This is a genomic window from Plantactinospora sp. CA-294935, from assembly GCF_050936445.1.
Taxonomy (GTDB): Bacteria; Actinomycetota; Actinomycetes; order Mycobacteriales; family Micromonosporaceae; genus Plantactinospora.
Window position 1 is genome coordinate 6130370 of record NZ_JBNJMU010000001.1, and the last position, 13599, is coordinate 6143968.

General features: G+C 70.0%; 13 protein-coding genes. 7 read left to right on the forward strand and 6 right to left on the reverse strand.

Annotated features, from left to right (window positions below; translation table 11 throughout):
- Positions 1–138: 138 nt before the first annotated feature.
- Complete coding sequence (locus ACQEVC_RS27115) at positions 139–1152, forward strand: alcohol dehydrogenase catalytic domain-containing protein (RefSeq protein ID WP_432882767.1); 1014 nt, start codon at positions 139–141, stop codon at positions 1150–1152.
- A 180-nt stretch (positions 1153–1332) separates the two neighbouring features.
- Positions 1333–1488, forward strand: a complete 156-nt coding sequence (locus ACQEVC_RS27120; protein ID WP_432882769.1) for a hypothetical protein — start codon at positions 1333–1335, stop codon at positions 1486–1488.
- A gap of 397 nt (positions 1489–1885) precedes the next feature.
- On the opposite strand, the gene ACQEVC_RS27125 is transcribed toward ACQEVC_RS27120, so the two are convergent.
- On the reverse strand, positions 1886–2674 hold the full coding sequence (locus ACQEVC_RS27125; RefSeq protein ID WP_432882771.1) for an ABC transporter permease: 789 nt from the start codon (positions 2672–2674) through the stop codon (positions 1886–1888).
- Entirely contained in the window at positions 2671–3600 is a 930-nt protein-coding gene (locus tag ACQEVC_RS27130) for an ATP-binding cassette domain-containing protein (protein WP_432882772.1), read from the reverse strand. The genes ACQEVC_RS27125 and ACQEVC_RS27130 overlap by 4 nt, the downstream gene beginning before the upstream one ends.
- A gap of 108 nt (positions 3601–3708) precedes the next feature.
- On the opposite strand from ACQEVC_RS27130, the gene ACQEVC_RS27135 reads away from it, so the two are divergent.
- The 3 genes from ACQEVC_RS27135 (at position 3709) to ACQEVC_RS27145 (ending at position 7265) form a co-directional block, all read left to right on the forward strand.
- Complete coding sequence (locus tag ACQEVC_RS27135) at positions 3709–5073, forward strand: sensor histidine kinase (RefSeq protein WP_432882775.1); 1365 nt, start codon at positions 3709–3711, stop codon at positions 5071–5073.
- Positions 5073–5729, forward strand: a complete 657-nt coding sequence (locus tag ACQEVC_RS27140; RefSeq protein ID WP_432882778.1) for a response regulator — start codon at positions 5073–5075, stop codon at positions 5727–5729. Before ACQEVC_RS27135 ends, ACQEVC_RS27140 begins: the two co-directional genes overlap by 1 nt.
- A gap of 303 nt (positions 5730–6032) precedes the next feature.
- The gene (locus ACQEVC_RS27145) at positions 6033–7265 is read left to right on the forward strand and encodes a cytochrome P450 family protein (RefSeq protein ID WP_432882781.1); all 1233 of its coding nucleotides are present in this window, start codon (positions 6033–6035) and stop codon (positions 7263–7265) included.
- Positions 7266–7269: 4 nt separating this feature from the next.
- Here the strand turns inward: ACQEVC_RS27145 and ACQEVC_RS27150 are convergent, their stop codons facing one another.
- From ACQEVC_RS27150 to ACQEVC_RS27160, 3 genes are read right to left on the reverse strand one after another with little or no spacing between them, the layout of a single operon-like run.
- A complete protein-coding gene (locus ACQEVC_RS27150) occupies positions 7270–7929 on the reverse strand; it encodes a response regulator (protein ID WP_432882783.1) in 660 nt (219 codons plus the stop codon).
- Entirely contained in the window at positions 7911–9035 is a 1125-nt protein-coding gene (locus ACQEVC_RS27155; protein WP_432882785.1) for a hypothetical protein, read from the reverse strand. The genes ACQEVC_RS27150 and ACQEVC_RS27155 overlap by 19 nt, the downstream gene beginning before the upstream one ends.
- A complete protein-coding gene (locus tag ACQEVC_RS27160) occupies positions 9028–10185 on the reverse strand; it encodes a sensor histidine kinase (protein WP_432882788.1) in 1158 nt (385 codons plus the stop codon). The genes ACQEVC_RS27155 and ACQEVC_RS27160 overlap by 8 nt, the downstream gene beginning before the upstream one ends.
- Between ACQEVC_RS27160 and ACQEVC_RS27165 the strand changes: the two genes are divergently transcribed.
- Positions 10178–11557, forward strand: a complete 1380-nt coding sequence (locus ACQEVC_RS27165) for a type VII secretion target (RefSeq protein ID WP_432882789.1) — start codon at positions 10178–10180, stop codon at positions 11555–11557. The two genes, ACQEVC_RS27160 and ACQEVC_RS27165, sit on opposite strands and share 8 nt — an antisense overlap.
- Positions 11554–11847, forward strand: coding sequence for a hypothetical protein (locus ACQEVC_RS27170; RefSeq protein WP_432882792.1), 294 nt, complete (start codon positions 11554–11556; stop codon positions 11845–11847). Before ACQEVC_RS27165 ends, ACQEVC_RS27170 begins: the two co-directional genes overlap by 4 nt.
- A gap of 67 nt (positions 11848–11914) precedes the next feature.
- Here ACQEVC_RS27170 and ACQEVC_RS27175 read toward each other — a convergent pair whose 3' ends face one another.
- On the reverse strand, positions 11915–13432 hold the full coding sequence (locus ACQEVC_RS27175; RefSeq protein ID WP_432882794.1) for an RICIN domain-containing protein: 1518 nt from the start codon (positions 13430–13432) through the stop codon (positions 11915–11917).
- Between the last annotated feature and the right edge of the window lie 167 nt (positions 13433–13599).

Genomic DNA, 13599 nt, shown 5'->3' on the forward strand with positions numbered 1-13599 from the left:
GGCGGTCCAGGTGTCTCGGCTGGCCGGCCGGGTAGGCGTGAGCTTCGTGCGGGGGTGGCCGGATGTCCTGTGCGCGGCCCCGCCGCCGTGGGGGAGGGGATGTTCGACCGCTTATGCGGATAGGAGTGAGGTTTGCCCATGCTTACGGCCATTGCCACCGCAGTTGGTGAGCCGCTCACGGTCACCGAACGCCAGGTACCCGAACCTGGACAGGGCGAGGTCCTAGTCAAGATCAGCGCGTGCGGGATCTGTTACACGGACCTGGACCTGCTCCAGGGCCACTGGCCCATCGCCCGCTTCCCGGTCGTCCCCGGCCACGAGATCACCGGCGTGGTGGCCGCTACCGGCCCCGGCGTGTCGTGGCCCGAGGTCGGTGCGTCCGTGGGCGCCCAGTTCCTGGGCGACTCCTGCCGCCACTGCGACTACTGCGTGCGCGGCGAGCAGATCCTCTGTCCTCGTAAGCGCATCACGGGCATCGTGCTGGACGGCGGTTACGCCGAGTACGCGGTGCTGAAGGCCGACTTCGTGACCCCGCTGCCGGAGGGGCTCGACCCGGTCGCCGCGGCCCCGCTGATGTGCGCGGGCCTGACCGCCTTCAACAGCCTGCGGCAGGGCGGGATCACCGCCACCTCGCGCGTCGCGGTCATCGGCACCGGGGGCGTCGGCGCGCTGGCGACCCGCTACGCCGTCGCCATGGGAGCCCGGGTGGCCGTCATCGGCCGGACTGACCGGGGCGAAGCAGCCGCGAGGGAGATGGGCGCCGAGCAGTTCATCGCGACCCAGCAGACCGACCCGGCCGAGGCACTCAAGGCATGGGACGGCTGCGGTGCGAACCTCGTCCTCAACGCCACGCCGTCCACCTCGGCCGCCGCGGCGACGCTTCCCGGTCTGGCGCCCGACGGCTGGCTCGTGCTGTGCGGGTACGACCCCGAGCCGCTGACCCTGCCCACCCAGACAATGGTCCTCAACCGGCTGCACGTCATGGTCAATCCGTCCGGCTCCCCGCACGACCTCCGCGACACCCTCGCGTTCTCGGCGGCACACGACATCCTGCCCGAGATCACCCCGATAGGGCTGCGCGATGCCAACACGGTGCTCGACAACATGGCCAAGGGCCATTCCGGCAAGCGGTCGGTCATCACCTTCGACTGAACGCCACCCGTGACCGCATGGCCGGACATCGACTGCGCGCCGGAGATCCCACCACCACCTGACTGTTGCCCCTCGACCACACAGGCCCTTCCCAAGGTCACGCCCGTGCCCGGGCGCCGGTCGGCGCCGTTTGGTGATACTGTTGACTCAGTCAATGAAATAGCTGAGGTGGGCAATGTTATGTCACTTCTCCTGCTCCTGCTGTTCCTGCTCGGGCTCGGACTGGCCTCGGCGGCTGGTCTGACGGTGGACAGTCGGGACGGGGCGGACTGGCGTCCGAGCTGCGGCGGACTCCGCCAGCCGCCGGGCCGCCGCTCGTTGTCCGCGGGACGGTGACCTCCGCCCGTCGCATCCGAGTGCCCCGGGCGAGGCCGCCGTCCTTCCCGCGAGCAGTTGCCCGCACATCGATATCGGCCGCCGGTCGGTCCGGCCGATATCGGCGTCGAGTTGCCGTGCGGCACGAGCCGCCGGGCTCCGTCGCGGTGCGGGGGTACGACCTGGGCGAGTGTGCCGCACGTCCTGCTCCTCGGTGCCTGGGACACGCATGGTCACGGCCAGCCGGCAGGCGGATCTTGGTCAGCGTCCAGGCGCCTTCGTCGCGGTGCCGGGCTGTGGCGTCACGAGTCGGGCGGCCACGCTGGCACAGATCCCCGCACCGTGGCCGAGACCCCTCTGGTCGGGATGGCGCGTCTACGCGACGGGCCATCGGCGATGGCTCACCCGACAGCTCCCGTCAGGCGTCCCGGCGCGCGAACAATGTCCAGGCGGCGGTCAGGACGATGACGACGAAGGCCGTGAAGACGCCACCGGCTGCCCAGCGGCCGAACAGGTCGAAGTTGTCGGCGTCGGTGAGAGCGGCGGTTCCGCTGAGGTCGACCAGCCGCAGGCCGGCGGAGAACGGCAAGAACTTGATCATGGGCGCGAGCCAGTCGAGCGCGGGGACGAGCGACAGCCTGAAGATCATCTGTTCCACGACGAGTGGCGTCACGAGGATCGCCACCAGCGCCGCCGGCACGCTGCGGAACAACTGGGCCAGTGCGGCGCCCAGCACGGCCCACAGCACGACGAGCAGGACGTAGCCGGGCAGCGCCGCATCGAGAGGCTGCTCGGTCAGCCCTGGGAACTCACCCCAGAAGACGAGGCCGACGGCGACGTTGACGAGCATGGAGGCGACCGTGACCGCCACCGCCGCGGCGGCCACGACCGCGAGCTTGGCGGTCAGGACCGTGGCTCGGCGCGGAATGGTGGTCAGCGTCGGCTGGATCGTGCCGTACCGGTACTCGTGACCGGTGGCGAGGATGCCGACGGCGGCCATGAACACCGCCAGCAGCGGCAGCGGCGAGGCGGTGCCTCCGCCGGTCACGGTAGCCCCGACGATGTCGGTGTCCAGTGGATTGTTACGGGTGGCCAGATTGACCAGGAACGCCACCGCGGCGTTGAGGAGCAGGGCCAGGCCGATGAGCCAGTACGTCGAGCGGATGGTACGGAGGCGTACCCATTCGAAGCGCAACGCGTCGATCATGCGGCACCGCCGGCGGTGCCGAGTTGCCGGGCGACGTACTCCTCGGATGCGCCGGTGGCGGAGATGAACGCCGTTTCCAGCGACGCGGTCAGGGTGGTCAGCTCGTGCAGCGGGATGTTGTTGGCGAACGCGATCTCGCCCACGTCGGCCGCGTCGGCCCCGGACACCCGCAGTGTGCCGTCATCGGCGACCTCGACCTCGACGCCGTGGGTACCCTTCAGCGCCTGGGCGAGCCGGTCGGCCCGGGGGCTGCGGATCTGGACGGTCGCCTGGGTGAACTGCTTCACGAACCCGTCCACGTCGCCGTTGTAGATCATTCTTCCGCGGCCGATCACCACCAGTTCGTCGGCCATCAGCTCCATCTCCGACAGCAGGTGACTGGAGACGAGGATGGTGCGGCCCTGCGCCGCGAGCGACTTCAATATGTCGCGCAGCCAGTGGATGCCGTGCGGGTCAAGCCCGTTGGCCGGCTCGTCGAGAATCAGCGTCTGCGGATCCCCCAACAGGGCCTGCGCCAGCCCCAGCCGCTGCGCCATGCCCAGCGAGAAGCTCCGCGGCTTCTTCCGGGCCACCTCCGCCAACCCGACGAACTCCAACACCTCGTCCGCCCGGGCCGCCGGGATCCCGCCGCCGGCGGCCAGCATCCGCAGATGGTTCCGGGCAGTGCGGGTCGGGTGGAACGCCCTGGCCTCCAGTACGGCACCGATCTGGCGCATCGGATGCCGGATCGTGCCGAACCGGCGTCCGTCGAACAGTGTCTCGCCGCCGCCGTGGTCGAGATCGAGCATCAGACGCATGGTGGTGGACTTGCCGGCCCCGTTGGGACCGAGGAAACCCGTCACCATACCCGGAAGTACATCGAACGAGAGATCATCGACGGCGACCTTCCCGCTGTACCGTTTATGCAGTCCTTGGGCTCTGATCATGTCCCGGACGCTACGAGGAACCGGCCTGCCGGACATCGGTCTGTCGTCAGGCCTGCCCCTGACTTTCGTCAAGGGTGCCGCCGGCACCAGCGTATGTATCGTGGCCTGGTGCGTTACGACCGGGCGGACCGGGCGTGGACACCGCTGCTGATCGTGTCGGCCGGGGTGTCGGTCTCGGAGGTCTTCACCACCGGCGGCTGGCTGCCCCTGGTGGCAATCGTGCCGGCTTTCGTGGCCGGGCGGCGGATGGCCTCGCTTTCGGTCGCGCTGTGGGTTTTCACGGCGGCGGCGTTCGCCGGGCTCGCGGTGGCGCTGTGGCGCTCCACCGATCCGTTGTCGTACTGGCTCACGCTGGTCCTGCTGTTGTTCGTCGTCTCGGTGCTGCCGTGGTGGGTGGGCCGCTACCGGCGCCTGAGTGCCGAGCACGGCGAGCGCGAGCGCACGATCGTCGCGGGACAGGCCCGGCTGCGCGAGCGGGCGACGATCGCCCGGGACATGCATGACTCGCTCGGACACGAACTGGCCCTGATCGCGCTGCACAGCGGTGCGCTGGAACTGGCCGGCGACCTCACCGACAAGCACCGGCACGCCGCCGGAGAACTGCGGGCGAGCGCGGTCCGGGCCACCGAACGGCTGCGCGACATCCTCCGGGTACTCGGCAACGCCGATGCCGCCGCCGATCTGCAACCGGCCGACGAGAGCGTCGACGATCTGGTCCGCCGCGCCGTCACGGCCGGCATGCAGGTGCGGCTTCGCCGTGACGGATCAGGCCCGACATGGTTGCCGATGAGCAGCCAGGCGGTGCACCGCGTGGTCCAGGAGTCGTTGACCAACGCCGCCCGACACGCACCCGGAGCGCAGGTCACCGTCACCATCGCCCGCCAGCACGCCGGCACCCGCATCGACATCGTGAACGACGCACCGGCGCGGCCCGGCGACGGTGCCGGCAGCGGGCAGGGGCTGATCGGGCTGGACGAGCGGGTCCGGCTGGTCGGCGGCCGGCTCGAAGCCGGACCCCGGCCGGACGGCGGCTGGGCGGTCACCGCGGTGCTGCCCGACGACGCCGGATCGCGGCTCGACGACGGTCCCGCCGGATTCGAACTGCAAGGCACGAGGCGGCTCACCCGCCGCCGGCAGATGCAGTCCGCCGCCCTTCCCCTCGGCGCCGCGCTCCTGCTCGTCGCGGCCCTCGCCATCCTGCAGATGTACACCGTGTCACGCACCGGGCTCTCCGACGAGCTGTACCAACACCTGCGGCTCGGCCAGACGCGGGCACAGATCCAGCCGCAGTTGCCGCCACGCGAGATCGACCCGCTGCCGCGAATCCTGAACGAGCCACCGACCCCGGCCGGCTCGACCTGCGCCTACTTCCAGGCCGGTGCCAGCCTGTTCAGCGACGCCGCCAGCGTCTACCGACTCTGTTTCAGCGACGAAGACGTACTCGTCGCCAAGAACCGGATGGAAAAGGTGTGATGGTGACCCCGATCCGGGTACTGCTGGCCGACGACGAGGCCATGATCCGCGCCGGTGTCCGGGCGATCCTGGACACCGACGACCGCATCGAGGTCGTCGCCGAGGCCGCCGACGGACGCCGAGCCGTCGAGCTGTGCCGCGCCCACCGTCCCGACATCGCGCTGCTGGACATCCGGATGCCGGTTCTCGACGGACTCGCCGCGGCCGACGAGATCGCCGGCACGGTACCGACCACCAGCATCGTGATGCTCACCACCTTCGGCGAGGAGGAGTACATCGCGCGGGCGCTCGGCGGTGGCGCCGCCGGGTTCCTGCTCAAGGCCGCCGACCCGCGCGAACTGATCGCCGCGGTGCACGCCGTCAGCGACGGGGCCGCCTTCCTCTCACCGGCCATCGCCCGGCAGGTCATCGGAACCTACCGCGACAGTCACCGCCGCCGGGCCGCCGATGCGGCGCGGCGCGTCGGGTCGCTGACCGAGCGGGAACGCGAGGTACTCGCGCTGCTCGGCGCCGGACACTCCAACGGCCAGATCGCCCGCTCCCTGCACGTCGTCGAGGGAACCGTCAAGGCGCACGTCAGCTCGATCCTCATCAAGCTCGACGCGCAGAACCGGGTCCAGGCCGCCGTCCTCGCCCACCAGGCCGGCCTGTCGTGAGCACGTCGCGCACCTGGCCTGCGTCGCAGATGACATGGATCCTGCTGTCCGGTTCGTCGCGGTCGACCGGGTTCGGCATGACCGCTGCGTACACTGCCGCGCGCCTGGAGCGGGTCCGTTTCATTCCGGAAGAACCACTCCCTGGATGACCGGTGCGACTCGGTCGATACTTGTCGATGTGACCGATGCGCGCGGCGTGGCGGCGTCCTACGCCGCCGGGATCCGGCACCGTGCTGCTCGGGACCCCACGCCGCACGGGGCTCAGCAGCACGGCCCCACCAACCGTGACCCTGGAGAGGACTTATGGACGCCCCTGACGTCGGTACCTTCGTCATCGACCCCACTGGTCGCGACATCCTCGGCGACGCGGAGCGCATCCGCCGAGTAGGCCCGGTCGCCCGCGTCGAGATGCCTGGCGGCGTGCGGGCCTGGGCGGTGAGCGACCAAGGGCTGCTCAAGCGCCTGCTCGTCGACCCGCGCGTGTCCAAGGACGCCTACCAGCACTGGCCGGCATGGATCAACGGCGAGATCTCCTCCGACTGGCCGCTGCTCCCGTGGGTGGCCGTCCGCAACATGCTCACCGCCTATGGGCCCGATCACCGGCGGCTGCGCGGGCTGGTTGCCGGCACCTTCACCGCACGCCGGATCGCCGCACTGCGGCCGCGGGTCGAGGCGATCACCGGCGACCTGCTGACCGAGCTGACCGCCCTACCCCCGGACCGGCCGGTCGACCTGCGCGAACGCTATGCCTACCAGTTGCCGATCACGGTGATCTGCGAGCTGTTCGGCATCAGCGACGACGCCACCCGCGAGGAGGTGTCCCGGTGCGTGGACGCGTTGTTCAACATCGGGAAGGCGCCCGAGGAGACCGTCGCCGCCTTCCCGCGCCTACAGCAGATCCTCCGGGAGCTGATCGCCGAGAAGCGCCAGCGACCCGGCGACGATCTCGCCTCGGCCCTGATCGCCGCCCGCGACGACAGGTCGTCGCTGTCCGAGGACGAACTGGTCGACACGCTGGGGCTGTTCGTGAGCGCTGGCCACGAGACCACCGTCAACCTGCTCGGCAACGCGGTTGTCGCGATGCTCACCCACCCCGACCAACTCGGCCTCGTCCGCAGCGGGCGGGTCGGCTGGGGGGAGGTGATCGAGGAAACGCTACGCAACCAGGCGCCGGTGCCGAACCTGCCGCTGCGCTTCGCCGTCGAGGACATCGACGTCGGTGACGGCGTCACGCTACGCGCGGGCGAGGCCATCCTCGCCTGCTACGGGGCGGCCGGACGTGACCCGCTCGTACACGGCGGCGACGCCGACCGGTTCGACGTCACCCGCGCGGCCAAGGAGCATCTGGCCTTCGGCCACGGCGTGCATCATTGCCTCGGCGCGCCACTGGCCAGGTTGGAGGCCGCGATCGCGCTCCCCGCGCTCTTCGCGCGTTTTCCGGATCTGACCCTGGCCGCCGAGCCGGGCGAGCTGCTTCCACTGGAGTCCTTCGTCTCGAACGGGTACCGCACGCTGCCCGTCCGGCTCGCCCCCTGACCCCTTACCCGTCCAGCTCGTCGAGTGTGATCAGGCCGTCGTGGAGGGCTCGGGTCACGAGTTCGCTCTTGGTACGGGCCGGCCGGCCGACATTGGCGTACTTGACCCGTACCCGCTCGATGTGCGTGTCCACGGTTTTCACGCTGATGTTCAGCCTGGCGGCGACGAGTTCCTTGGAGGAGGAGGCGAACCAGGCGCGCAACACCTCGGTCTCCCGACGGGAGATCCGGGGGCGGCCCGGATCATCGTCGGTTATCAGCACTCCGCCGAGCGAAGGCGCGGTGTACGGCTTGCCGTTCGCGGCCGCCTGGATGGCCGGTACCAGGTGCTCCTGCCCCTCGGTTTTGGTCAGGTACGCGAGCGCGCCGAGGTTCACGCACTTGAGCACCGTACGACTGTCGGTGTGCTGGGAGTAGACGATGACCCGGCGACCGTGGTCGACAAGCCGGCTCAGCTCGCCGAAGGCGGGCGTCTTGGGTATCAGTTCCAGGTCGAGGATGACCACGTCGGCCTTTGCGCCCGGGCCCGTCCACACGTTTGCCAATCGGGCCTCCGCGTCGATCAGCTCGATCGGTGGCCGCGCCTGGCTGCACCAGTAGCGCACGCCTGCGGCGATCGCTACATGGTCGTCAACGATCACTGCCGTTATGGGTCCGCCCGCCATCGCACCTCCACCCACAGCTTCTCCTCGTTGCGAAACGTGTCGAGCCGTACCCCCGGCACCTCGGGCGGCGGCAGGTCGACCTGGCCGCAGTCGGCGACGACGCTGACCGACACCAGGTCGGGAGTGCCGATGACGGTGACCCGCGCCCACGACGCCGCCGTGGCCAGCATGGTGAGCGGGGCCTCGGTGAGGTCGCGACGGACCGGCAGCGGAAGGTCCGGGCATTGGCCTCGGGCGTCCAGCTCCACGAGTACGCCTTTGCGGTCCGCGACATCCGCGCAGTGCCGCAGCTCGTGCAAGAGCTGGTTCTGCGCGATGTCGACCTCGGCGAACAACCGCCGCATCCGGGCCGACTCGATCGCGCAAGCGCGGCGGACCTGTCGGTCGAGGGGGTCGAGCCGTCCGCTGGACAGCCCTTCCAGCAACGGGATCGTGCTGTGGTCCAGGTCGGCCAGCCGCTGCTGCCGCCGTCGGTGTGATTCGACCGCCGCGGCCTCCGCGACCGATATCCGCTCGGTTTCCCATTTGGCGGCGGCCGCCGACGCGGCGATGTTCCGGAACGCGGCGGCAGCTATCGCCATGCACATCGGGTAGCCGATGACCCCGATCGACCCCGTCGCGAACCGCAGGAGCATGGCCCGATCGCCGTCGCTGGACAACAGGACGTTCACCAGCGCCACGCTCCAGTGGGCGCCGAGAAATCCGAGATGGACCCGCAGCGGTTGACTCAGCAGGATCACCAGGCCGACCCAGGTCGCCTCGCCGAAGATCCAGTCACCGGCCAGGGCCGCGTGGCCGTAGGGCAGCGCCGCGTACGACAGCGCTGAACAGAGCAGGACCACCGCCACGGCCGGCCATCGCCACGCCACCGGCCACAGTCGGCCACGGGCCACCAGCACCGCCTCGACGGACAGTAGCCCGGCGAGCAAGGCGAACGCGCACATCTGTACCCACGCCGGCTCGTACCACGTCCAGTGCCGCAGAATGTTGGGCAGGCTCAGCAGCAGCAGACCGCTCGCTGCGACGGCCAGGACCCCGAACCGCAGCCGAGCGATCAGCTGGGCCCGGGTGGCTCGCTCGATCGCCTCCCGGGGATCGTCATCCACCGTGCCACTCCAGCCGCACCAGCGTGCCCTCGCCGAGCCGGGAGGTGACCGTCGCAGTACCGCCGATCGCGGCCAAGCGGCCGCTTATGCAGTCCCGCAGGCCTCGCCTGGTCGCAGGCACCTGTTCGGGGATGAAGCCCGCGCCATCGTCGGCGACATCCAGCCGCAACCGTGCCGGCCCTCCACTCAGCCGCACCGTGATTTCCTGTGCGCGGGCATGCCGGACGGCATTGTTCATCGCCTCGCGCGCCGCGTCAGCCAGCGCGCGGCCGACGCGGTAGGGCACCAGCAGGTCCGAGGGGGTCGAGAGGTGTACCGGCAGCCGGTTCACCGCCTCCACCTCCGCGCCGAGGAACTGCACCAGATCGGCGTGAGAACCCACCTGCTCGCCGTACGCACGCAACATCTCCAGGTCCCGCCGGGCCCGTGGTGCGAGCCAGTCGTTCCCGGCCCGCACCTCACCGCCGCCCACCATCAACAGAGTCGTGGCAGCGGTGTCGTGCAGCGCGTTGACCAGTTCCCGCTCGTCGGCCCGGACCGCGGCCGCGACCTGGTGCGCCCTGCGCGCGTTCTCCGCGTCCCGGGCCAGACGATCCGCGCTGCGGGCTCCCTGCTCCACGAGCAGCCACGCCACCCGGGACAGCGTCGCGATCGCCAGCACCCAGATCGCGGCGTGCACCACGTTCGCCGCCGCATCCGACCTCAGCACGACGGCAAGCAACGTCCCGGCAGCCACCGCGGTCGCCGCGATGCCGTACGCCAGCGGCGTATACCACTGATAGGTCACGCAGGCGAAGCTGACCAGCAGGCGTATCCAACCGATGTTCTCGTGCTCCGCCGCGTCGGTCCAGAAGATGCTCAGGCACACCAGGGCCATGACCGCGGCGTCCACCCCGGCTCCCCACAGGTCCGTCCGTCGGAGCAGCCACCACACGTACACTGCGCTCCACACCGCGGCGCAGCCGACCACCAGTGCCGTCGACGTCACGTGCTCGTCCGTGGCACGAAGCAGCCCGATGACGGCGACCGGCCCGAAGATCGCGACCCGGACAACGGCCGCGAAGCGCCGGCCGAACCGCGACAGGAGCACCGACGACTCCCCGCCGTCGGTCGCCTTCACCACATCACCGAAGCCTGGAACCGTGCCCACCGCCCCTCAGCTTGAAGGCATGGCCGGCAGACACTCTAGCGCCGCCAGCGGTACTGAGAACGAACATGTGTGGGGTGTTCACCTGACACAGCTCAGGTCCGTACGTCAATACCCTGATAGCCGCGATACGCCTCCTCGGCGGCGCTGCCGCCGGGCCGACTGCGCCGCCCGGTCGGTGCTGTACCGGATGCGGAGGCGCTGGCTGGCACCGTGCACCGGCTCACGGCGCCGGCTCGACACGCGAGGACGAACCAGGCACGGCGACGCGGGGAGCGGCATGAGCACATTGCGCGTTGAGGCAACCGGGCTCGAATCGTTCGCCTCGCGCATCGGCGACCTCGGCCGGGATGTGTTTGCGGCCCGGTCCTACATCTACGGATACGCCGATTTCAGCTGGCAGGAAGAGGGGCTGATCAGCCTCTTTCGCTCCGCCCACGAGAGCGCGAGCGACGACCTCGTCGATGCGCTGCGCCACCTGGAGGACCTGCTGAGCGAGTCGGCCTTCGAGCTGTTCTCCGCCGCGCACTACTACGTCAACACCGACATTGCCGCCGCCGCCGAACTGGACCGCGGCTACGCCGCGCCTGTGGCGTGGTACCAGCCGCCGGGTTGGCGCGAGACAGCCACGGTGCCGCACGGGCCGCTGTACGCCGGGAGCGACCCCACTCACCACCTGACCGACCCCGGTGAGCCGGAAGCCAGCGTCGGCAACGGGTACCTCGACCTGAACGCGGTCTTCGAACCTGTCAGTCCGGCATCCTGGCTGAACTGGCTGCTCCGCGAGACCCTCGGCTACGACGTCATCAGATCGCTGACCACACCGTTCACCGGTGACTGGCGAGCGCTGGCCCGCTACGGCCTCGCCCTGGACCGGTTGGGTGCGTGTCTGGCCGAGGTGGGCCGCAATATCCAGCACGCCACGGACGAGGTCGACCAGTACTGGACCGGCAACGCGGCGAGCGGCGCGACGGCGTACTTCGCCGAGGTGGCGGCGGCATGCCACCGAGCGCAGTCCGTGCTGCGTGAGGTGTCCGTGCAGTACCAGGAGGCCGCGCAGGGTGTGTGGCTGCTCGCCAACCAGGTCGCCGGGATCATCAGCGCGATCACCGACGCGGTGCTGGTCGGCGGACTCGGCGCCGGCCTGGGTGCGCTGACGAGTTGGAGCGGGATCGGCGGCTGGGCCGGTGGCACGCTGGCCGCCTCACAGGTGCTGCGCATCCAGCAGCTGATCCAGAAGGCAGCCGGCAAGATCCAGGCCGCCACCACCGCACTGCAGGCCATCGCCGGAGCGGTGAAGGCCCTGACCGACCTGGACGCGCTCAAGTCGTTGAAGCTGCCGGCCCAACCGTACGACCACCCGAGGCAACCGTGACCGTCTACGACGAGTTGGTGACGATGACCGGGGGCGACCAGCAGGCCGCCCGAGTGCTGCTGGCGGGCTTACGCCAACTCCGGGACCGCGCGCCGGACCAGGAGATGCGGAGGTTCGCCCGAGAGGTCCTGGAGGGACAGGTCAGCCTACGCGAGGTTGCCCGGTCCGAAGCGTACGCGTGCGTACTGAGCCGGCACTTCGATCACCTGACCGATTGGCGCGATCATGTCCAGGACGTCGATCCGGCCGGCGAGGACCGTGAGCGTGGCGTCCGCCGGGACCAGCGCTGAGCCGGCGTCGTGACCCGGAGCGTCGGCCTACCCCGGTGCCCGGAGATACCCGACGGCTCTGCGCCACTCACCCCCAGCGTCGGGCGAGGCCGTCGTACTCGGCCTGGGTCAGCGGGAGGACGGTGCCGTGGCGAGGCCGACCGGGCATCGTGTAGCCGGAGACCATGCTCCATTGGCCGGTCGCCAGGTCGGTCGTGGTGAACGGGATGTAGCCCCGGCCGCCGTACTCGTCGATGTAGAGGTACCACCGGTTCTCGGTGTTCGACTTGAACACGAGCGGCCCCTCGCCCTGGCTCAGCGAGCCCTGGCCGATGCACTCCCGGACGAACGAGTAGTTTCGGTTGAGGACCGTGGCGGACCGCTCGGCCAGGATGAACTTGCCGCACGCCGACTGGGAGGAGCTGCGCTCGTCCTTGGTGTAGCGGTAGTAGCTGCCGTTGTCCTTGATGAGCGTGGAGTCGATGGTGGAGTAGCCCTTGTCCACCCAGACCTGTGCGGGGCTGAAGGTGCGGAAGTCGCGCGTGGTCGCGTACATCATCCGGTTGTAGCTGCTGCCGGTGTGGTTCGGGTCGTCGGCGGCGTAGAGCTTCGAAGCCCAGAAGACCACGTACTGGCCGATGCTGTCGTCGTAGTAGGCCTCCGGCGCCCAGGTGTTGCCGGCGGTGTCGGGCGAGACCCGGACCAGCCGGGGGGCGCTCCAGGTCACCAGGTCGGTGGACTCCCAGACCACGATGGACTTGCTGCCGGTGCGCTGCGCGGCGTCCCAGTTGCCGCCGCCGTAGATGCGCAGGTCGGTCGCGATCTGGTAGAAGCGGTCGCCCTGCGGAGCACGGATGATGAACGGGTCCCGCACACCCCTGGTGCCGACGTTCGAGGTGAGGACCGGCTGTCCGCCGTTGAGCTGCCGCCACCGGACCGGGTCGTTGCCCTGGCTCAACCCGAAGTAGATCTGCTCGCCGTTGGCGCTACCCTCGCCGGTCATGTAGCTGAACAGGTAGCCGGCGTAGGTGGTGGGCGGGAGCGCGTCGGTGCGGACGAGTTGCCACTGCTGGTTTGCGCCGCCGGTGTCGGTGTACTGCGAGATCCGGCCGCCGTCCGTGGTCGACCAGTCCCACACCTCCAGAGCCTTGCCGCTGTTGCGGTTGACGAGCTTGACATACCCGCTGTCGGTATCCACGACCCGGAACTGCTGGTTGGTACCGCCGTTGTCGGGCCACTGCACGACATCGGCGCCGTCGGCGGTGGAGGAGCCCGAGACGTCGACGAGGCTGCCGCTGTGCCGGGCACGCAGCTTGTGGTAGCCGCCGCCGGCATCGACGAACTGGAACTGCTGGTTGGTCTGACCGGTCCGGGCCCACTGCTGAACGGCCGTCCCGTCGGCGGTGGACCGGCCGGCGATCTCGACCGCCTTTCCGCTGTGCCGGGACACGATCTGGTAGTACGCCAACGGATCGATCGTGGCGGCGCTGGCCTGCTGGCTGGGGACGAGCGCGGTGAGCCCGGCGACGAGCACCGTGCCGACCAGCGCGGCGCCGAGGCGACGGGGACGACGGTCCAGGCCGGCGGGCCGTTCAACGACGGACATGTTCAACTCCTGGAGACGGGGCGCTTCGAACGGAGCGCGACGATGGCCCGGTACGGGCGTCGCAGAACGGCACGGCTGCGCCAACCCTGACGGTGGGACGGCGGTGGTTGGTGGGTTCGGACGTCCGGCATCGTGCTGCCGGTACCGGCGGTGGGATCCAGGCACTC

Coding starts and splice junctions, on each gene's coding strand:
- ACQEVC_RS27130 (WP_432882772.1), bottom strand. CDS start 3,600: ATGATCAGAGCCCAAGGACTGCATAAACGGTACAGCGGGAAGGTCGCC.
- ACQEVC_RS27115 (WP_432882767.1), top strand. CDS start 139: ATGCTTACGGCCATTGCCACCGCAGTTGGTGAGCCGCTCACGGTCACC.
- ACQEVC_RS27125 (WP_432882771.1), bottom strand. CDS start 2,674: ATGATCGACGCGTTGCGCTTCGAATGGGTACGCCTCCGTACCATCCGC.
- ACQEVC_RS27140 (WP_432882778.1), top strand. CDS start 5,073: ATGGTGACCCCGATCCGGGTACTGCTGGCCGACGACGAGGCCATGATC.
- ACQEVC_RS27175 (WP_432882794.1), bottom strand. CDS start 13,432: ATGTCCGTCGTTGAACGGCCCGCCGGCCTGGACCGTCGTCCCCGTCGC.
- ACQEVC_RS27150 (WP_432882783.1), bottom strand. CDS start 7,929: ATGGCGGGCGGACCCATAACGGCAGTGATCGTTGACGACCATGTAGCG.
- ACQEVC_RS27120 (WP_432882769.1), top strand. CDS start 1,333: ATGTCACTTCTCCTGCTCCTGCTGTTCCTGCTCGGGCTCGGACTGGCC.
- ACQEVC_RS27145 (WP_432882781.1), top strand. CDS start 6,033: ATGGACGCCCCTGACGTCGGTACCTTCGTCATCGACCCCACTGGTCGC.